The following is a 19130-nucleotide window of genomic DNA, read 5'->3' as shown; positions in this document are numbered from 1 at the left end:
AGAAACAGAGGACGATATGCGCGCCACACCCGATTTCGATTTTGCCCTTGGCGAGACCGCCGAGATGATCCGCGACACCACGGCCCGCTTCGCCGACGAGCAGATTGCGCCGCTGGCCGACAGGGCCGACCGCGAGGATTGGTTCCCTCGCGACGAGCTGTGGACGCAGATGGGCGCGCTGGGCCTGCACGGCATCACGGTCGAGGAGGAATGGGGCGGCCTCGGTCTCGGCTACCTCGAACATGTTCTCGCGGTCGAGGAAGTCAGCCGCGCGAGCGGCGCGATCGGCCTGTCCTATGGCGCCCATTCGAATCTGTGCGTCAACCAGATCCGCCGCTGGGGCAATGAAGAGCAGAAGGCGAAATATCTGCCGAAGCTGATCTCGGGCGAGCATGTCGGCAGCCTTGCGATGTCGGAAGCCGGCGCCGGGAGCGACGTCGTCTCGATGAAACTGAAGGCCGAGCCGGTTCAGGGCGGCTATGTCCTCAACGGGACCAAATTCTGGATCACCAACGCCACCTGTGCGGACACGCTGGTCGTCTATGCCAAGACGACGCCCGAAGCGGGGTCACGCGGCATCACCGCCTTCCTGATCGAAAAGGATATGCCGGGCTTCAGCATCGGTCAGAAGATCGACAAGGTCGGCATGCGCGGATCCCCGACCGCCGAACTCGTCTTCACCGACTGCGAGGTTAGCGAGGACCAGGTGATGGGGCCGGTCAACGGCGGCGTCGGCGTGCTGATGTCGGGCCTCGACTATGAGCGCGTCGTGCTCGCCGGGCTCCAGCTCGGCATCATGCAGGGCTGCCTCGACACGGTCATCCCCTATCTTCGCGAGCGCAAGCAGTTCGGCAAGCCGATCGGCTCGTTCCAGCTTATGCAGGCCAAGGTCGCCGATATGTATGTCGCGCTCCAGTCGGCGCGCTCCTATGTCTATAATGTCGCCAAGGCATGCGACGCCGGGCTGACGACGCGGTTCGACGCCGCGGGCGCCATCCTGCTGGCCAGCGAAAGCGCGGTGAGGGTCGCGGGCGAAGCGATCCAGGCGCTTGGCGGCGCGGGCTACACCAAGGACTGGCCGGTGGAGCGCTATTGGCGCGATGCCAAACTGCTCGACATCGGGGCGGGCACCAACGAAATCCGCCGCATGCTGATCGGCCGCGAACTGATTGGCGCAGGCGCGTGATCTGGCTGGGGCTGTCGGCCACCTTCATGGTGGCGACCGCCCTGGTGCACGGCTTGCTGGGCGAAAGACGACTTGTCAGGCCGTTGATGTCGCTCGACAGCGGAATCATGGGGATCGACTTGGCGCGCCGGGTGTTTCGTCTGGCATGGCATGCGCTCTCGCTCCTGATGCTGGTGTCCGCCGCGTCGGTCCTGTGGCCCGGAACGCCGCGCGGTCTGATCCTGCTGATCGGGGCCTCGTGGACGGCGACCGGTCTGTTCGATGCCGTATATACGCGCGGCCGACACATCGGCTGGCCGTTTTTGACTGCATCCGGACTGCTCGCGATTGCCGGGGCCTTATGAGCGCGCGCGGCCTTGTCCATCATATCGACCTGACGGTTCGCGACGCGGCGCGGTCGCGGATTTTCTATGATGCGGTGCTGGGCTTTCTCGGCTACCGGCGCGCCGCCGATTATGATCATGGCAGCGATTGGGACCGCGACGGCGAACCGTTCCATTCGATCGGGATCGTCGAAGCGCAGGGGGCCGGCGCATTACGGAGCCACGACCGCTTTTCGCCCGGACTGCATCATCTTGCCTGGACTGCCGAAAGCCGCGCCGACGTCGATGCGCTGCATGATTTGCTGCGCAGCATAGGCGCGACGATCCTCGATGCCCCCGCCGATTATCCGCGCTACGGACCGACCTATTATGCGCTCTTCTTTGCCGACCCTGACGGGTTGAAGCTCGAGTTCGTGTTCGGGGCGACCGGCGGATGAGCGATACGCTGCTCGACGCGCTGCAATATTATGGCGCCGGGGCCGGAACGCTCGCGGCGCTGATCGTATCGCTCAATCTCGGGCGGCGCCCGACCGGCTGGGCCTTCGTCATTTTCGTGACCAGCAGCATCGCGCTCGTCGCGTGGGGCTTTCTGCAAAGCGACAGCGAAGGCATCGGCTGGCAGAATATCGCGCTGCTGTGCATCAACTGCGTCGGCGTTTACCGGTACTTGATCCTCAAGGAAAAGCCGGGGGCGCCGCAGGCATCAGAAAAATAGCGTCTTCGCGAGCGCAGCGAAGCAATCTCCAGCGTCCCGAGTTAACCTCGGGCCGATGACTGGAGATTGCTTCGTCGCTCCGCTCCTCGCGACGAGGAGAAGCGGACATCACCCCCAGACGCGGACGCGCTGATCGGGGGCGAGATACAGCTTGTCGGTCGGCTGAACGTTGAACGCCTTGTACCACGCGTCGAGGTTGCGGACGGTGAGTGCGCGGTAGTTACCCGGCGCATGGCCGTCGGTCGCGATCCGCGCGCGCAGCGCCTCGTCACGCATCTTGGTGGCCCAGGTCTGCGCATAGGCGATGAAGAAACGCTGATCGCCCGTGAAGCCGTCGATCACCGGCGCTTCCTTGCCGTTCAGCGAAGCGCGATAGGCGTCATAAGCCGCCTGCAGGCCCGCGACGTCGGCGATATTCTCTCCCAGCGTCAGCTTGCCGTTGACCGCAAGATCGGGGAACGGCTTGTAGCTGTCATATTGCGCGGCCAGCGCCGCCCCCGCCGCCTCGAACTTCTTGAGATCCTCGGCCGTCCACCAGTTGCGCAGCGCGCCGGTCGAATCGAAGGCGGCGCCATTATTGTCGAAGCTGTGGCTGATTTCGTGGCCGATGACGGCGCCGATCGCCCCATAATTATAGGCGGGATCGGCCTTGGCGTCGAAGAAGGGCGGCTGCAGGATCGCGGCGGGGAAATTCAGCGCATTCTGCACCGGCAGATTGACGGCGTTGACCGTCTGCGGGGTCATCCACCATTCGCCCTTGTCGAAGGGCTTGCCGATCTTGGCGAGCTGGTGCGCATATTCGGCCTTCTCGCCGGCGACTTCGTTCGCATAGGCGTCGTCGGCGCTGATCGTGTAGCTGCCATAGTCGCGCCAGTTTTCGGGATAGCCGACGCCGACGACGATGGTTTCGACCTTCTTGATCGCTTCCTTCTTCGTTTCGGGCGCCATCCAGTCGATCGTATTGACGCGCTTCGCAAAGGCGGCCTTGATCCCCTTCACCATGTCACCGACTTCGGCCTTGGCCGACGCCGGGAAATATTTCTCGGCATAGACGCGGCCGACCGCATCGCCGAGATTGGTGTTGAGCGCGTCGAGCGCGCGCTTGTCTCGGCTGCGCTGCTGCGGCGTGCCCGAGAGGGTGGTGCCGTAAAAGGCGAAATGCGCGTCATCGAGCGCGGTGGGCAGCACATCGGTATGACTGTTGATCTGATGGAAGACGAGCCAGTCCTTCCACGCCTCGAGCGGCTGCGATGCGACGAGCGCCGACAGGCCCGTGATCGCCCGCGCATGATAGGCGCCGAACTTCGCCGCCTTGTCGAGCCCGGCAGCGGCAAAATAGGCGTCCCAGTCGATCCCGGGTGCCTTTTTGGCAAAGTCGGCCTTGGTCCAGACATCGGCCGATTTGGTGAAATCCTCACTCTCCTCGCGCGTCGCATGCGCGCGGGCGATCTTCGTTTCGAGATCGAAGATACGCTGCGCCTTTGCATCGGCATCGGCGATCCCCGCCTGAGTCAGCAGCTTGGCGATATAGGCTTTGTAGGCGTCACGGATGCTCGCCATCTTCGGGTCGGCCGACAGATAATATTCGCGCTCGGGAAGACCGAGCCCGCCCTGCAGCATATAGGGAATAACCTCGCCCGGCGTCGCCAGTCCCTGCGAAACGAAGATGCCGAAGAGATTCTCGGTGTTGAAGTCGGTGGCGTTGAGCGGATCGACGTCGGCGCGCGTCTGTTCGCCCAGGATGGTCGACAGCGCCGCCTTGTCGGCAATGGTGTCGAAGCGCGCCAGATCGGCCTCGACCGGTTTCATCCCGGCGGCGTCGATCGCCTTGGTGTTCATATAGGCGTTGTAGAAGGCAGCAATGCGGCCGTCGTCAGTGCCCGCATCGCCGCCGCTCTTGACGATCGCATCGACGAGTTCGCGTGTCCGCTTCTCTGTTTCAAGGAAGGCGGTGTAGAAGGCGCCGATCGACGAGCGGTCGGCGGGGATCTGGGTCGCCTTTTGCCAATTGCCGTTCGCATAGGCGTAAAAATCGTCGCCCGGCTTGACGCTGGTGTCCATCGCTTCCTTGCTGATGCCAAGGTCGGTGCCGAGCGTGTAAGCAGCCTTGTCGCCGTTGGCGCTGGTGCAGGCGATCGGCCCGGCGACGATCGTCGCGGTGGACAGGAGGATGGCGAGGACGGTCTTTTTCATGGCGTTGCCTTGCTTTCTGGGGGGTGTCGGACGGCGATACGCCTGTGACAATCCCGTTTCAATACCAACCATTTTCGGCCTGCGGTGCTTTCCAATCGACGAGCGACCGGCTAGGGCGCAGACAGTTTCAGGGAGAGAGTGAACCGTGAGCGCCCCCGTCCTTTCGACGCAATATAATCCCGACGATCCGCAGACCCAGGCACGCGCCGCGCACAACCGCGGCCTGCGCGACGCGCTCTATGCCCGCGTCGCCGAAGCGGCGCTCGGCGGCAACGAAAAGTCGCGCGAGCGGCATACCAGCCGCGGCAAGCTGCTGCCGCGCGAGCGCGTCGAGCGGCTGCTCGATCCGGGTTCGCCCTTCCTCGAGATCGGCCAGCTCGCGGCGGGCGATATGTATGAGGGCGAGGTTCCGGGCGCCGGGATGATCGCCGGCATCGGCCGTGTGTCGGGCAAGCAGACGATGATCGTGTGCAACGACGCCACGGTGAAGGGCGGCACCTACTATCCGATGACGGTGAAGAAACATCTTCGCGCGCAGGAGATTGCCGAGGCGAACCGCCTGCCCTGCATCTACCTTGTCGACAGCGGCGGCGCGAACCTGCCGCATCAGGATCAGGTCTTTCCCGACCGCGACCATTTCGGGCGCATCTTCTTCAACCAGGCGAATATGTCGGCGAAACGCATCCCACAGATCGCCTGCGTGATGGGCAGCTGCACCGCGGGCGGTGCTTATGTTCCCGCGATGTCCGACGAGACGGTGATCGTGCGCAACCAGGGTACGATCTTCCTCGCCGGCCCGCCGCTGGTGAAGGCCGCGACGGGCGAAGAGATCAGCGCCGAGGATCTGGGCGGCGGCGACCTGCACGCGAAGAAGTCGGGCGTGGTCGATCATCTGGCCGAGAATGACGAACATGCGCTGACCATCGTGCGCGATATCGTGTCGACCTTCGGGGCCGACGATGGCTTCGACGTCGCGATGAAAGACCCGCGTCCGCCCAAATATGATGCCGAAGAGCTCTACGGCATCATCCCCGAGGATGTCCGCGCGCCCTATGATGTGCACGAGGTAATTGCGCGCATCGTCGATGCCAGCGAGTTCCACGAGTTCAAGGCGAATTACGGCACCACGCTCGTCTGCGGCTTCGCGCATATCTGGGGCATTCCGGTCGCGATCCTCGCCAACAATGGCGTGCTATTCAGCGAGAGCGCAGTCAAGGGCGCGCATTTCATCGAGCTGGCGCAGCAGCGGCGCATCCCCCTGCTCTTCCTCCAGAATATCTCGGGCTTCATGGTCGGTGGGAAGTACGAGGCCGAGGGGATCGCCAAGCATGGCGCGAAGCTGGTGACGGCCGTCGCGACCGCGACCGTACCCAAGATCACGGTGCTGATCGGCGGCAGCTTCGGTGCGGGCAATTACGGCATGTGCGGGCGGGCCTATAGCCCGCGCTTCCTGTTTAGCTGGCCCAACAGTCGGATCAGCGTGATGGGCGGCGAACAGGCGGCGTCGGTGCTGGCGACGGTCCACCGCGACGCCGACAAATGGACGCCCGAAGAGGCCGAAGCCTTCAAGGCACCGATCCGCCAGAAATATGAGGACGAAGGCAATCCCTATCACGCCACCGCGCGCCTGTGGGACGATGGCATCATCGACCCCGCGCAGACGCGCGATGTGCTGGGGCTGGCCTTTGCTGCAACGCTGAACGCCCCGGTTGAAGACCGCGGCTTCGGCGTGTTCAGGATGTGATGATGGGCCGACGGATCATAGTGATCCTCCCCGACACGGGGAGGGGGACCATCCGCAGGATGGTGGAGGGGCACTCCCGGTGATCACTGGCCCCCGAGACACGCTGAAACGTGCCCGCAAACTGCGCAGCGAGATGAGCCTTCCCGAACGGATGCTCTGGCGGGTTTTGCGGGAACGACCCGGTGGCTTCAAGATTCGGCGCCAGCATCCAGCGGGTATTTATATTCTGGACTTCTATTGTCCGGCGGTGCGCCTGGCGATCGAGGTTGATGGGCGGGCCCATGACGGCGAGAAGGCGGCGCGGAGTGACGCCGCCCGATCGGATTTCCTGAAGTCGCAGCATGTCGCTACGCTGCGCGTGCCGGCAACGGTGATCATGACGAGTCTGGAGAGCGCGATGGCGCGGATAGTAGACGTTTGCAAGGAACGGGCGATGAAGATCAAAGAACGGCAAGGCAAATCGCCTGTGCCCCTCCACCATCCCGCGGATGGTCCCCCTCCCCGTTTCGGGGAGGACCGGCTTTGATCAAATCCCTCCTCATCGCCAATCGCGGCGAAATCGCCTGCCGTATCATCCGCACCGCGCGCGAAATGGGCATCCGGACCGTTGCGGTCTATTCGGACGCTGACGCCAAGGCTTTGCATGTACGCGAGGCCGACGAGGCCGTGCATATCGGGCCGTCGCCGGCGCGCGAATCCTATCTGATAGGCGAGAAGATCATCGCCGCCGCGAAAGCGACCGGCGCCGAGGCGATCCATCCCGGTTACGGCTTCCTCTCGGAGAACGCCGAGTTCGCACAGGCGGTCGCCGATGCCGGACTCGTCTGGGTAGGGCCGAAGCCTTCGTCGATTACCGCGATGGGCCTGAAAGACGCCGCCAAGAAGCTGATGGCCGAGGCGGGCGTGCCCGTGACGCCGGGCTATATGGGCGAAAATCAGGATCCGACCTTCCTCGCCGAACAGGCCGCGCAGATCGGCTATCCCGTCCTGATCAAGGCCGTCGCCGGCGGCGGCGGCAAGGGGATGCGCAAGGTCGATGCTGCGGCGGACTTCGCCGATGCGCTCGCCTCGTGCCAGCGCGAGGCGGCGGCGTCGTTCGGCAATGATCATGTGCTGATCGAGAAATATATCCTCACCCCGCGCCATATCGAGGTGCAGGTGTTCGGCGATACGCACGGCAATGTCGTCCATCTGTTCGAGCGCGACTGCTCGCTCCAGCGCCGCCACCAGAAGGTGATCGAGGAAGCCCCGGCCCCGGGCATGGACGAAGCGACGCGCGCCGAGCTGTGCGCCGCCGCAGTGCGCGCCGCAAAGGCCGTCGACTACGTCGGTGCGGGGACGATCGAATTCATCGCGGACGCCAGCGAAGGCCTGCGCGCCGACCGCATCTGGTTCATGGAAATGAACACGCGCCTGCAGGTCGAGCATCCGGTAACCGAAGAGATTACCGGGGTCGATCTGGTCGAATGGCAGCTCCGTGTCGCGTCGGGCGAACCGATCCCGCTGGCACAGGACAAGCTCGCGATCAACGGTTGGGCGATGGAAGCACGGCTCTATGCCGAAGACCCGGCCAGGGGTTTCCTGCCCAGCATCGGCACGCTCGAACTGTTCCAGCTTCCCGAACATCTCGGCCGCATCGACACCGGCGTCTACGAAGGTGCGGAGGTGTCGCCCTTCTACGATCCGATGATCGCCAAAGTCATCGCTTACGGCGACGATCGTAGCGAAGCCCGTGAAATGCTGGCCGAAATGCTGGAGGACAGCGCGATCTGGCCGGTGAAGACCAATTCGGCCTTCCTGATTGCCGCCCTCAATCACTCCGATTTCGTCGCAGGCACGGTCGATACCGGGCTGATCGGCCGCGATGGCGACAGCATGACGGCCGAGCCGATGCCCTCGGATCAGGCGCTGACCAATGCCGCGATGGCGATGGTTCCCCGCTCGCTGCAGTCGGGTTTCCGTCTCAACGCGCCCGATGTGCGCATCGCGCCCTTTCTGCTCGACGGCAAGCGCGTCGATGTGACGCTGCACGGCCCCGGCGCCGAGGAGCCCGCCCCCGCCATGCTCGTCGCCGAAAGCGGCGCGGTGTGGCAGCTTACGCCTTGGCGCGCCGCGGGCGGTGCCGGCGGCGCAGCGGGCGACGGGGCGATCCTGTCGCCGATGCCCGGCAAGATCATAGCGGTCGACGTCGCCGCGGGCGACAAGGTGACCAAGGGTCAGAAGCTGCTGACGCTCGAAGCGATGAAGATGGAGCATAGCCTGACCGCGCCGTTCGACGGCATCGTTGCCGAACTCAACGCTGCGGCCGGGGCGCAGGTGCAGGTCGAGGCACTGCTCGCGAAGATCGAGGCCGCCGAGTGAGCGGCCTGATCCTTCGCGATGCGACGGCGGCGGATCTTCCTGCCATCCTCGGCATGCTTGCGGAGGACACGATTCCGCCGGCGCGTGAGGCCGATCCCTCGGACCCGCGTTACCTTGCCGCGTTCGATGCAATCGACGCCGACCCGAACCAGCGGCTGATTGCAGCGGAACTCGATGGCCGCGTTATCGGGACGATGCAACTCAGTTTCCTCCCGGGGCTTTCCTTTATCGGAAGCTGGCGCGGCTTGATCGAGGCGGTGCGCATTGCCGCCGACCTGCGCGGCCAAAGGCTGGGCGAGCAGATGATCTTGTGGGCGGTGGAACAGTGCCGCGCGCGCGATTGCAAACTCGTCCAACTCACATCGTCGGCGACACGGACTGCCGCGCACCGCTTCTACGCCCGGCTCGGCTTCGTGCAGAGTCATGTCGGCATGAAATTGCATTTGAGGGACTGACGATGGCAGGCAAGTTTTTCGACGAATGGCAGATCGGCGATGCGATCGTGCACGAGATCCGCCGCACCGTGACCGAGACGGACAATCTGCTGTTCACGACGATGACGCACAATCCGCAGCCGCTGCATCTCGACATCGAGGCTGCAAAAGCATCGGAATTCGGGCAGATCCTCGTCAACGGCACCTTCACCTTCAGCCTGATGGTCGGGCTGTCGGTCGGCGACACGACGCTCGGCACGCTCGTCGCCAACCTCGGCTATGATAAATTGGTGATGCCCAAGCCGGTCTTCATCGGCGACACGCTGCGCGCGACGAGCGAGGTGATCGGCCTCAAGGAATCGAAATCGCGACCGAATGCGGGTATCGTGACATTCCTCCATCGCTGCATCAACCAGCGCGACGAAATCGTCTGCCAGTGCGAACGGTCAGCGCTGATCAACAGGAAGAACGTCTGATGCGCCTCCGATCCCTTCTCTTTGTCCCCGGCGACCGTGCCGAACGCTTTGCGAAAGCAGCGGCGTCGGGCGCCGATGCGATCATCCTCGACCTCGAAGATTCGGTGTCGCCCGCCAACAAGGAGGCTGCGCGCGAAGCGGTTGCCGCCTATCTCGCCGGAACGCGCGAGGTGTTCACGCTGGTCCGTGTCAATCCGCTCGACGGGCATATGACCGCCGCCGACGTTGCTGCCATTGTCGGCGGGCGCCCCGATGCGATCATGCTGCCCAAGGCCGAAGGCGCGCCGAGCATCGCTCAGCTCGATACGATCCTTCGTAGCGAGGGGGCCGCCGATGCGTCGCTGCCGCCGGTGCTCCCGATCGCGACCGAAACCCCGGCAGCGATCTTCACGCTGGGTGGCTATCGCGAGGCGAAGGCCCGGCTGGTCGGCCTCACTTGGGGCGCCGAGGATCTGCCCGCCGCCATCGGCGCGGCGACGAGCCGCGAGGCCGACGGGCGCTACACCGAACCCTATCAGATCGCCCGCGCGCTGACATTGTTCGCCGCGCATGGTGCGGGCGTCGCTGCGATCGATACGGTGTTTCCTGCGATCAAGGACGAGGCGGGCCTTGCCGCCTATGCGGCGCGCGCGCGGCGCGATGGCTTTACCGGCATGATGGCGATCCACCCATCGCAGGTCGCGCCGATCAACGCCGCCTTCACGCCGTCGGCTGACGAGGTTCAGCGTGCGCAGGCGATCGTCGATGCCTTCGCCGCCAATCCGGGCTCGGGGGTGCTTCAGGTGGACGGCAAAATGGTCGATGCCCCGCACCTCAAACAGGCGCGGCATATCCTGTCGCTGGCGGACTGACGCCGCGCTATCATCTCCGCCGGAACGGGCGGTGACGCTTCATCCAGGCTTTGCCGCGGTGCCAGTTGCGGCGCAGCCCGCGCTCGGCGATCCCTTCGAACATCGCGTCGGGATTTTCGGGATCGAGCAGTTCATGCTCGGCGATATAATCGTCGAACGGTCCGGGCTCGACGAGGTCGAGCAACGCGAGCGAGCGGCCCGGCCCGCGCAGCGCCTCGATGGCATCGATGAGCGACCCCGTAGTTTCATAAAGGCGGCCGACATCGGCCGGATCGACGTCCAGATGCTCGCCAATCAGCGATTCGCGCAGCGCCCGGATCGTCGGCTCCACGCCGCGGTTCGCGGGCAAAGCGGCATCGATCGTCACATCGCATTCGCTGTCGAGCCCCAGCGATCGATTGTTCATGTTCGACGATCCGATACGCAGCAGGCGATCGTCGACGACCGCAGTCTTTGCATGAACATAGATCGGATCGCCGCCCGCGGTGTGCGGGACATATACGCGCAGGCGGTCGCCGTGCCGCGCCTTGGCGATCGCGCGCACCAGCTTCACGCGCGCCGCGTCCATCGCCATCTGTTCGAGCCAACCGTCGGCGGTACGCGGCATCACCATGACGACTTCGGGCGGATCGTCCTCGTCCAGCCGCTCAGCAATCGCCGCTGCGATCTTGGCCGAGGTAAAATATTGATTTTCGAAATAGATGAAGCGCTTCGCCGCGGCGATCATGTCGAGATAGAGCTGCTCAATCTCGCGAATTTCGGGATAGCCGTCATATTCGGCGCGCGTGCGCGATATTGCGACATCGACGTTCGTAAAATCGGGTTCGAGATTTTCGGGCCAGTTTTCGCCGTCGCCCTTTACGTCGCGCAATTGCTTGTTCGTTGCGCGCTGCCAGCGTTCGTTGCCCAGATCGGCAAGCGCTTCGCCCACCGGCCCGGCCAGGATCATCGTCGAATCGTGCCACGGCATATAGGGCTGGCCGTCGGGATTGGTGCGCCGCGGATCACCGTCGCGGTGGCCCCGCGTATCCCAGCGCGACGAGGACACGTCGATACCGCCGCACACCGCCAGATGATCGTCGAACACCGCGACCTTCTGGTGGTGGCTGCATCCAGTGGGGTGCGCGCTGTCGAGCCGGAAGCTGATCGAGCGCGTCACCTTCCAGCGCAGCACCATCGAGACGATGCGCGGCATGAGAAACTGTTTCAGACCGCCGAAATTCCAGCGAAGAATGTCGATATCGCGGTCGGGTTTCGCATGGGCCAGACGCAGCAGAAAATGCCCCAGCGATTCGCCCTTGCCCGCATCGTCGGGCGTCAGGGCAATCCGCGGGTCGAAATCCCAGCCGATCAGCAGGATGCGCTCTTTCGCGCGCTCCATCAGCCGGACGAGCAGCGCGTAATAGTCGGCCGCATCGACGATCATCCGCGCCTTGTTGGCGCGTTCGATCCGCCAGCAATTGCGGCCTTCCTCAACGATCGGGGTCAGCGCATCCTCGCTCATCGCCGCCTACACGCACGGGCGGCGGCGATGGTTGCGAGCCTGCACGTCAGGCGGCGAAGAATTGATCGGGCGTCAGCGCCATCATCGCTTCGCTGCCGGCCTCGATCTTGCGGCGCAACGCGCCCGCATCGGGGATGAAGCGTTCGCCGAAATGACGCGCGGTAACAAGCTTGGCTTCGAGGAACGCCTTGTTCCCGCGCCCTTCGTCGAGCGCCTTCTGTGCCGCTTCGGCCATGCGCAGCCACATGAGGCCCAGCGCGACGATACCCATGATGTGCATGTAATGATGCGCGCCCGCGCCGACATTATTGGGGTTGGTCATGCCATTGGCCATGAACCACATCGTCGCGGCCTTGAGTTCGCCATTGGCCTTTTCGAGTTGCCCCGCAAAATCGGCGAAGGCCGGCTTGTCCTTCGCCGCCGCACATTCGGCGTCGACGATCGCGAAAAAGGCCTGGATGGCACGGCCGCCATTCTGCGCGAGCTTGCGGCCGACGAGGTCCATCGCCTGTATGCCGTTGGCGCCTTCGTAGATCATCGTGATGCGGGCATCGCGGACATATTGGCTCATGCCCTGCTCTTCGATGTAACCGTGGCCGCCGAACACCTGCTGCGCGTTGGTCGCGACGTCATAGCCCTTGTCGGTGCCATAGCCCTTGATCACCGGGGTCAGCAGGCTGACGAGATCGTCGGCCTGCTGCCGCTCCTCTTCGGACGCGGCGCCATGCGCCAGATCGACCTGCAGCGCGCCCCAGAGACACAGGCCGCGCAGCCCCTCAACCACCGCCTTGGCATCCATCAGCATGCGGCGCACGTCTGGATGGACGAACAGCGGGTCGGCCTTCTGGGCGGGATCCTGCGGCCCGGTCAGCGCCCGGCCCTGCCGGCGGTCCTGCGCATATTGGACGGCATTCTGATAGGCTATGTCGGCCTGACCCAACCCCTGTATGCCGACGCCGAGCCGCGCGGCGTTCATCATCACGAACATCGCGGCAAGGCCCTTGTTCTCCTCGCCAACCATCCAGCCTTTTGCGCCGTCATAGTTCATGACGCAGGTCGCATTGGCGTGGATGCCCATCTTGTGCTCGATCGACCCGCACGACAGCGTGTTGCGCTCACCGAGCGAACCGTCGTCGTTCACCAGATATTTGGGGACGATGAACAGCGAAATTCCCTTGACGCTGTCGGGTGCGTCAGGGGTCTTTGCCAGCACGAGATGGATAATATTGTCGGTGAGGTCATGCTCACCCGACGAGATGAAAATCTTCGTCCCCGTGATCGAATAGCTGCCGTCGCCGTTCGGCACCGCGCGGGTACGGATCAGGCCAAGATCGGTGCCGCACTGCGGTTCGGTCAGGTTCATCGTGCCGCCCCATTCGCCCGACACCATCTTGGGGACATAGAGCCTCTTCTGCTCGTCCGACCCCTTGACCAGCAACGCCGAGACCGCCGCCTGCGTCAGCCCCGGATACATGGCAAAGGCCTGGTTCGCCGCCATGCGATATTCCTCGACCGGAAAGCCGAGGACATGGGGCAATCCCTGGCCGCCGAATTCTTCGGGCTGGTTGAGCAGCGTCCAGCCCGCCTCGCAATAGGCCTTATACGCTTCCTTGAACCCCTCGGGCGTGGTGACCGAACCGTCTTCATGACGCGTGCAGCCTTCGAGGTCGCCCGATCGGTTGATCGGGAACAGCACCTCTTCGCAGAATTTGCCGGCCTCGGTTAGCACCGCCTCGACCATATCGGGCGACGCATTGGCGAAGCCCGGCAGGTCGGCGTAGCGATCGATGCCGAGGACATCGTTGAGCTGGAACAGCGTATCTTGGATCGGGGCGCGGTAGACAGGCATGCGAAATCTTTCCGATAAATCAGGTGTTGGCAATCAAACTTGCCCGGGGAGGTTCTGGTTGCCGAAGCTCAGCCGACTTTTTCGCCAGCGTCGACCTTTTTCACCATATCGATGAAACGTGTCAGTTCCTCGACGGCGCTGTCGATGTCATCGCGCTGACGCTGGAGCAGCGCGATGCGCTCCTCGCATTTTTCGACCGTGACCTGGCGCTGGAGCTTGCGGCCATCGCCGACGTCGTAAAGGTCGATCATCTCGCGAATGTCGGCCAGGCTAAATCCGGTGCGCTTGGCACGCAGAATCCAGGCCAGCCGGGCGCGGTCGCGTTTCGAATAGATACGCGACAGCCCCTTGCGCGAGGGGCTGATCAGCCCTTCGTCCTCGTAGAACCGAAGCGCGCGCGCGGTGACGCCGAATTCGGTCGACAGATCGGTGATGCTATATTGCTCGCGCCCCAGATGATCGGGCGTGTCGATATGGGCGTGGCCGTATTCTTCGGTCATCCCGAAAGACTAGTTTCCGTTGACGTGAACGTCAAGGCCGTCGGAGATAAGGAAAAGCGCCGCTTACGGCGATCCGCAAGGCCGGACCATATTGCCGCGTCCATCGCGCAACTGCAAGCCCTTTGCATCGTCCGCCGACCAGCTCGCGCGCGGCAGGCGCAGGCCCGAGAGCGACGCGCGCGACGGGCACAGGCTGTCGCATTGCGACGGCAGGCGTCCGGGCAGGCGCAGTTCGTCTTCCTCTTCGTGGACAAGTGCCTCGCATCCCTCGACCCCGGCGAAGCGCATCCGCCAGTCATCCCCGTCGCGGACGATGGTGCCGCGCGCATTGCACGACAGGCCGGGACCGAACGACGCGCTCACCGCAAAGCGCCACTGCCCGGCGCCATCGGGGACAACGCACATCGCATCGCGGCCAAGCTCGTGCGTGCGTTCGAACAGGCCGGTCGGATCGCTTGCATCGGCGCGTACCACTCCGCGTTCGCGCGCGGCGATTTCCAACGGATTGCGTGTATCGATCGCAGCATCGGCGCCCTCGCGCTTCGCCCGGTCGCAGCCGCCGACGAGCAGCAGAACCGCGACGAGTAGGCCCGCGACGCGTGGGCTAGGCATCGGTATCGAGGAAGGTCAGGCTGCCGTCCCGCTCGATCCGGCGATAAAAGCAGGATCGGCGACCTGTGTGACAGGCCGGACCGGCGGGCTTCACGCGCAAGAGCAGCGCATCCTGATCACAATCGACGCGCATTTCGACGACCGCCAGTCCGTTGCCCGAGGTTTCGCCTTTGCGCCACAGCGCGGCCCGCGACCGCGACCAGAAATGCGCCTGCCCCGTCTCCTGCGTCAGCGCGATCGCGTCGGCATTCATATGCGCGACCATCAGCAGCACGCCGCTGTCGACGTCGGTCACGATGGCGGTCACCAGCCCGGCGGCGTCGAAACGCGGCAGGAAACGGTCGGTGGTGTCGCGCGAAGCATCCATGGTCCGCGCCTTAGAGCAGGTCGAGAGCGGCTGTCACCCCCCGCGCGGGTCCGGTTGACATCAAAAGGTCAAATATGGGGGGCGACATTTGGGTTCGGCACTCCTATATGCGCGGCAGTCCCAGCCCCCTGCCCCTGGATTGACATGCTGACGACCCATCCTTTTGACGACGACAAGCTCCGCGAGGAGTGCGGCGTCTTTGGTATTCACGGCGCCGAAAGTGCCGCTGCGGTCGCGGCGCTGGGGCTTCACGCCCTGCAGCACCGCGGTCAGGAAGCCGCGGGCATCACCGCCTTCGATGGCAAGGATTTCCATACCCACCGCGCGATGGGGCATGTTGCGGGCAATTTCGACCGCGACGACATCATCCGCCAGCTCGCGGGCGCGTCGGCGATCGGCCATGTCCGCTACTCAACCACCGGCGAGACGGCGCTGCGCAATGTCCAGCCGCTGTTCGCCGACCTGGCCACCGGCGGCTTTGCAGTCGCGCATAACGGCAATATTTCCAACGCGATGGCGCTGCGCAAGATATTGGTGCGCCGCGGATCGATCTTTCAGTCGACGAGCGATACCGAGGTCATCATCCACCTCGTCGCCACGTCCAACTATCGCACCCTGCTCGATCGCTTCATCGACGCGCTGAAACAGGTCGAGGGCGCCTATTCGCTGATCTGCCTGACCGCGGAAGGCATGATCGGCTGCCGCGATCCGCTCGGCATTCGTCCGCTGGTCATCGGCAAGCTGGGCGATGCGTACATCCTCGCGTCCGAAACTGTAGCGCTCGACGTCGTCGGGGCCGAATTCGTCCGCTCGGTCGATCCCGGCGAACTCGTCATCATCCGCGACGGCCAGCTTTCGTCGCACCGCCCCTTCGCCGATCGTGCGGCGCGGCCGTGCATCTTCGAATATGTCTATTTCTCGCGCCCCGATTCGATCGTCGACGGCACCAGCGTCTATTCGGTGCGCAAGGCGATCGGCGCCGAACTGGCGCGCGAAAATCCGGTCGATGCCGATCTCGTCATCCCGGTCCCCGATTCGGGAACCCCCGCGGCGATCGGCTATGCGCAGGAATCGGGCATTCCCTTCGAGCTCGGTATCATCCGTTCGCACTATGTCGGCCGTACCTTCATTCAGCCGGGCGACAAGGTTCGCCATCTCGGCGTCAAGCTGAAGCACAATGCCAATCGCGCGCTGATCGCCGGCAAGCGGATCGTGCTGATCGACGATTCGATCGTGCGCGGCACGACCAGCCTCAAGATCGTGCAGATGATGCGCGACGCGGGGGCCGCCGAAGTGCATATGCGCATCGCCAGCCCGCCGACGTCGCATAGCTGCTTCTACGGCGTCGATACGCCCGAACGCGCCAAGCTGCTCGCGGCGCAGATGACGGTCGGCCAGATGGCCAATTTCATTAATGCCGACAGCCTGTCCTTCCTGACCATCGACGGCCTGTACCGCGCGCTGGGCGAGGCGCGGCGCACCGATGATTGTCCGCAATATTGCGACGCCTGCTTCACGGGCGATTATCCGACCACGCTGACCGATTTCGACGAGAACAGCCTGGAAGATCAGTTTTCGCTGCTTGCCGAACGGGTTGTCTGACGAAATGACGATGAATTCTGAAGAACTGGCGGGACAGACGGCGCTCGTCACCGGCGCGAGCCGCGGCATCGGCGCTGCGATCGCCGAATCGCTCGCCCGGCGCGGCGCGCATGTCGTGATCACCGCCCGCACCGCGGGCGGGCTCGAGGAACTGGAAGACCGCATCCACGATGCGGGCGGCAGCGCGACCATTGCGCCGCTCGACCTGACCGACGGCGACAGCATCGCCCGGCTGGCGAGCGCGATCGCCGAACGGTGGCAGCAACTCGACATGCTCGTGCTCAATGCCGCGATGCTCGGCACGCTGACCCCGGTTGGCGCGATCGACAGCAAGGAATTCAACAAGCTGCTGACGCTCAATCTTGTCGCGCAGCAGGCGCTGATCGCCAATTTCGATCCGCTGCTGCGCCGCGCGCCCGCAGGGCGCCTCGTCGCGCTATCGACCGGCGTTGCACGAACGCCGCGCGCCTATTGGGGCGCCTACGCCGCGTCGAAGGCGGCGTTTGAGGTGCTGGTGTCGAGCTATGGCGCCGAAATGCGCAATATCTCGAACGTCCGCACCGCAATTCTCGACCCCGGCGGCACGCGCACCCAGATGCGCGCACGCGCCTATCCCGGCGAAGACCCGCAGAGCATCAAGGATCCGGCAGTCGTCGGCGAATTCGTCGCCCGGATGATGGTCGATGGCTTCGACAGCACCGCCTATCACGCGCTGCCGAAGGTGATGGCAGAGGCTTAACGCGATATTTGCTTTCCCGGGCTATCACGCGCTCTCAAGCGTTTCGAGAAGCAAGGGCATGAAAATGGGCGGCAATATTCTACGTTCCGCGGTCGCGGCGGTTATCGGCATTGCGGTTGCCTTCGGCCTGTTGTGGATCGCCCAATATGCGGGCGGCGAATTCGCTCCCGAAGTCTATGACCTCGACACCGGCGAAATCCTGATCCCGCTCGGCGCGACAATTGCGTTGCTCGTCGGCTGGTTCGTCGGCACCTTCGCCGGAAGCTGGCTCGCGATGCGCATTTCGGACGGCACGGGCGCCGGCTGGGTTGTTGCCGGAGCGATTCTGGGCGCAGCCATCTATCGTTCGATCACCTTGGCTGATGCCTGGTGGGTGATGGCGCTGGGCGTCCTGATCCCGGTTGTAGCCGCCTGGCTCGCTCAGCGCGCTACCGCTACGCCGGTCGTCTGAACGGCACTGTGGCGCTAGACGCATCAAAAAATCAGCGGCTGCTTTCCCGGTCGACCGCAGCCTGCATCGCCTTGTAAAAGGCCTCGCGCGCCGCGCCCACGCCTTCGGGGTCGGTCGCGGTCGGCCAGTTGCCGTTCGATGCGATGACCAGCCGTCGTTTGGGGTCGATGAAGATGCCCTGCCCGAAGATGCCCTGCGCGGCGAAGCTGCCGTCGTCGTTGGTCCACCATTGATAACCATAGCCACGTCCCGGCTGATCGATCGCGGCCTGCTTGGTCGTCGCGGCGGCGAGCCAGTCATCGGGCAGAACTTTCTCCCCACCAGCCACGCCGCCGCCGAGAATGAACAGACCGAAACGGGCATAATCGCGCAGGCTGGCCGATACGCAGCAACCGCTGATCTCGTGCCCCGTCGGGCCGAGCATCCAGACGGCGTCCTGATCCATGCCGAACGGCTTCCATATCTTTTCGGACAGATAGGCCGACAGCGTCTTGCCCGTCGCACTCGACACGAGGACGCCGATCAAATTGGTCTCGCCGGTCTTGTAGACCCATTTCGACCCCGCGGGCGCCTCGCGCGGCAAGGTCTTCATATAGCTGACGGTAATATCCTCGCCCGCGATGGGCTTTTGCAGATTGAACTGCGCCACGTCCGATTTGGGATCGGTATAATCCTCATTCCAGCGCACGCCCGAGGTCATCGTGAGAAGCTGGCGCACGCTGACGTCGTCATAGGCCGAACCGCGAAGTCCAGGGATATATTGCGTCACCTTGTCGTCGAGGCTCTTGATATAGCCGTCCTTCACCGCCGCGCCGACGAGCGTCGAGGTAAAGCTCTTCGCGACCGAAAAGCTCGTCCAGCGCCCTGCAGGGCCATAGCCGAGCGCATATTTTTCGAGCCGGATCTTGCCATCCTGAACGATGATCAGCCCCGCATTGCGCTGGCGCGCCATATGCGCGTCGATGTCGACCCCGACATCGAGCGGCTGTCCTTCGGGCAGCGGATAGACCGGGCCGCCCGCCGCAATGGTGTGCACGACGACCTTGGGCACCGATTCCATCGTACGGAAAGCGGCGTCGCGTTGATCCTGGCTCCAAAACAGCACATTCTGATCCTTTGGCATGGCGTCGGTGGTCTGTGTCGCGGCTGTTCCGGCAAGGCCGGCCAGCGCCACGGGCAATAGCAAGGCGGCCAATCGTCGTCGCATTCCCCTCTCCCTCTTC

Annotated in this window: 20 protein-coding genes; 13 read left to right on the top strand and 7 right to left on the bottom strand. The window is 64.1% G+C overall.

Translation table 11 applies throughout. The features are described from left to right. The first annotated feature begins 16 nt into the window (after positions 1–16). The 4 genes from AOA14_RS14990 to AOA14_RS14975 are packed head-to-tail and all read left to right on the top strand — an operon-like array spanning position 17 to position 2224. Complete coding sequence (locus AOA14_RS14990; RefSeq protein ID WP_062902378.1) at positions 17–1186, top strand: isovaleryl-CoA dehydrogenase; 1170 nt, start codon at positions 17–19, stop codon at positions 1184–1186. Next, positions 1183–1530, top strand: coding sequence for a hypothetical protein (locus AOA14_RS14985; RefSeq protein ID WP_062902377.1), 348 nt, complete (start codon positions 1183–1185; stop codon positions 1528–1530). The genes AOA14_RS14990 and AOA14_RS14985 overlap by 4 nt, the downstream gene beginning before the upstream one ends. Next, positions 1527–1946 (top strand): VOC family protein, encoded by a 420-nt coding sequence (locus AOA14_RS14980; protein WP_062902376.1) that lies wholly within the window; start codon positions 1527–1529, stop codon positions 1944–1946. The genes AOA14_RS14985 and AOA14_RS14980 overlap by 4 nt, the downstream gene beginning before the upstream one ends. Beyond that, entirely contained in the window at positions 1943–2224 is a 282-nt protein-coding gene (locus AOA14_RS14975) for a hypothetical protein (protein ID WP_062902375.1), read from the top strand. Before AOA14_RS14980 ends, AOA14_RS14975 begins: the two co-directional genes overlap by 4 nt. Positions 2225–2332: 108 nt before the next feature. Here AOA14_RS14975 and AOA14_RS14970 read toward each other — a convergent pair whose 3' ends face one another. After that, on the bottom strand, positions 2333–4417 hold the full coding sequence (locus AOA14_RS14970) for a M13 family metallopeptidase (protein WP_062902374.1): 2085 nt from the start codon (positions 4415–4417) through the stop codon (positions 2333–2335). Positions 4418–4562: 145 nt separating this feature from the next. On the opposite strand from AOA14_RS14970, the gene AOA14_RS14965 reads away from it, so the two are divergent. The 6 genes from AOA14_RS14965 to AOA14_RS14940 all read left to right on the top strand — a co-directional run bounded on the left by AOA14_RS14965 (position 4563) and on the right by AOA14_RS14940 (position 10283). Beyond that, positions 4563–6161, top strand: coding sequence for a carboxyl transferase domain-containing protein (locus tag AOA14_RS14965; RefSeq protein ID WP_062902373.1), 1599 nt, complete (start codon positions 4563–4565; stop codon positions 6159–6161). Between the two features lie 79 nt (positions 6162–6240). Further along, positions 6241–6687: an endonuclease domain-containing protein gene (locus tag AOA14_RS14960; protein ID WP_062902372.1), complete on the top strand. Its 447-nt coding sequence runs from the start codon at positions 6241–6243 to the stop codon at positions 6685–6687. Then, positions 6684–8522, top strand: coding sequence for an acetyl/propionyl/methylcrotonyl-CoA carboxylase subunit alpha (locus tag AOA14_RS14955; RefSeq protein WP_062902371.1), 1839 nt, complete (start codon positions 6684–6686; stop codon positions 8520–8522). Before AOA14_RS14960 ends, AOA14_RS14955 begins: the two co-directional genes overlap by 4 nt. After that, positions 8519–8977, top strand: a complete 459-nt coding sequence (locus tag AOA14_RS14950; protein WP_202988278.1) for a GNAT family N-acetyltransferase — start codon at positions 8519–8521, stop codon at positions 8975–8977. The genes AOA14_RS14955 and AOA14_RS14950 overlap by 4 nt, the downstream gene beginning before the upstream one ends. A 2-nt stretch (positions 8978–8979) precedes the next feature. Further along, positions 8980–9432 (top strand): MaoC family dehydratase, encoded by a 453-nt coding sequence (locus tag AOA14_RS14945; RefSeq protein WP_062902370.1) that lies wholly within the window; start codon positions 8980–8982, stop codon positions 9430–9432. Further along, complete coding sequence (locus AOA14_RS14940) at positions 9432–10283, top strand: HpcH/HpaI aldolase/citrate lyase family protein (protein WP_062902369.1); 852 nt, start codon at positions 9432–9434, stop codon at positions 10281–10283. The genes AOA14_RS14945 and AOA14_RS14940 overlap by 1 nt, the downstream gene beginning before the upstream one ends. Before the next feature lie 10 nt (positions 10284–10293). On the opposite strand, the gene AOA14_RS14935 is transcribed toward AOA14_RS14940, so the two are convergent. The 5 genes from AOA14_RS14935 to hisI form a co-directional block, all read right to left on the bottom strand. Then, a complete protein-coding gene (locus tag AOA14_RS14935) occupies positions 10294–11787 on the bottom strand; it encodes a phospholipase D-like domain-containing protein (RefSeq protein WP_062902368.1) in 1494 nt (497 codons plus the stop codon). A gap of 46 nt (positions 11788–11833) precedes the next feature. Beyond that, positions 11834–13636 carry an acyl-CoA dehydrogenase C-terminal domain-containing protein gene (locus AOA14_RS14930; RefSeq protein ID WP_062902367.1) on the bottom strand — a complete coding sequence of 601 codons (1803 nt, stop codon included), beginning with the start codon at positions 13634–13636 and terminating at the stop codon, positions 11834–11836. Positions 13637–13704: 68 nt separating this feature from the next. Beyond that, positions 13705–14136 (bottom strand): MerR family transcriptional regulator, encoded by a 432-nt coding sequence (locus AOA14_RS14925; protein WP_003051357.1) that lies wholly within the window; start codon positions 14134–14136, stop codon positions 13705–13707. A 63-nt stretch (positions 14137–14199) separates the two neighbouring features. Continuing rightward, positions 14200–14748 carry a hypothetical protein gene (locus AOA14_RS14920; protein ID WP_062902366.1) on the bottom strand — a complete coding sequence of 183 codons (549 nt, stop codon included), beginning with the start codon at positions 14746–14748 and terminating at the stop codon, positions 14200–14202. Next, positions 14741–15115, bottom strand: a complete 375-nt coding sequence (hisI, locus tag AOA14_RS14915; RefSeq protein ID WP_062902365.1) for a phosphoribosyl-AMP cyclohydrolase — start codon at positions 15113–15115, stop codon at positions 14741–14743. The genes AOA14_RS14920 and hisI overlap by 8 nt, the downstream gene beginning before the upstream one ends. A 144-nt stretch (positions 15116–15259) precedes the next feature. On the opposite strand from hisI, the gene purF reads away from it, so the two are divergent. Genes purF through AOA14_RS14900 form a run of 3 tightly spaced genes read left to right on the top strand, consistent with a single transcriptional unit; the run spans position 15260 to position 17907 of the window. Then, positions 15260–16717 carry an amidophosphoribosyltransferase gene (purF, locus tag AOA14_RS14910; protein WP_062764792.1) on the top strand — a complete coding sequence of 486 codons (1458 nt, stop codon included), beginning with the start codon at positions 15260–15262 and terminating at the stop codon, positions 16715–16717. 10 nt (positions 16718–16727) lie between these two features. After that, positions 16728–17456, top strand: coding sequence for an SDR family NAD(P)-dependent oxidoreductase (locus AOA14_RS14905; protein ID WP_062765134.1), 729 nt, complete (start codon positions 16728–16730; stop codon positions 17454–17456). A gap of 58 nt (positions 17457–17514) precedes the next feature. Next, positions 17515–17907 carry a hypothetical protein gene (locus AOA14_RS14900; protein WP_062764789.1) on the top strand — a complete coding sequence of 131 codons (393 nt, stop codon included), beginning with the start codon at positions 17515–17517 and terminating at the stop codon, positions 17905–17907. Positions 17908–17938: 31 nt separating this feature from the next. Here the strand turns inward: AOA14_RS14900 and AOA14_RS14895 are convergent, their stop codons facing one another. Beyond that, complete coding sequence (locus AOA14_RS14895) at positions 17939–19114, bottom strand: serine hydrolase domain-containing protein (protein WP_062902364.1); 1176 nt, start codon at positions 19112–19114, stop codon at positions 17939–17941. Between the last annotated feature and the right edge of the window lie 16 nt (positions 19115–19130).

The sequence above is a fragment of the Sphingopyxis terrae subsp. terrae NBRC 15098 genome (genome assembly GCF_001610975.1).
Taxonomy (GTDB): domain Bacteria; phylum Pseudomonadota; class Alphaproteobacteria; order Sphingomonadales; family Sphingomonadaceae; genus Sphingopyxis; species Sphingopyxis terrae_A.
The sequence above is the reverse complement of the archived record's forward strand: the minus strand, read 5'-3'. Positions and strand labels throughout refer to the sequence as shown.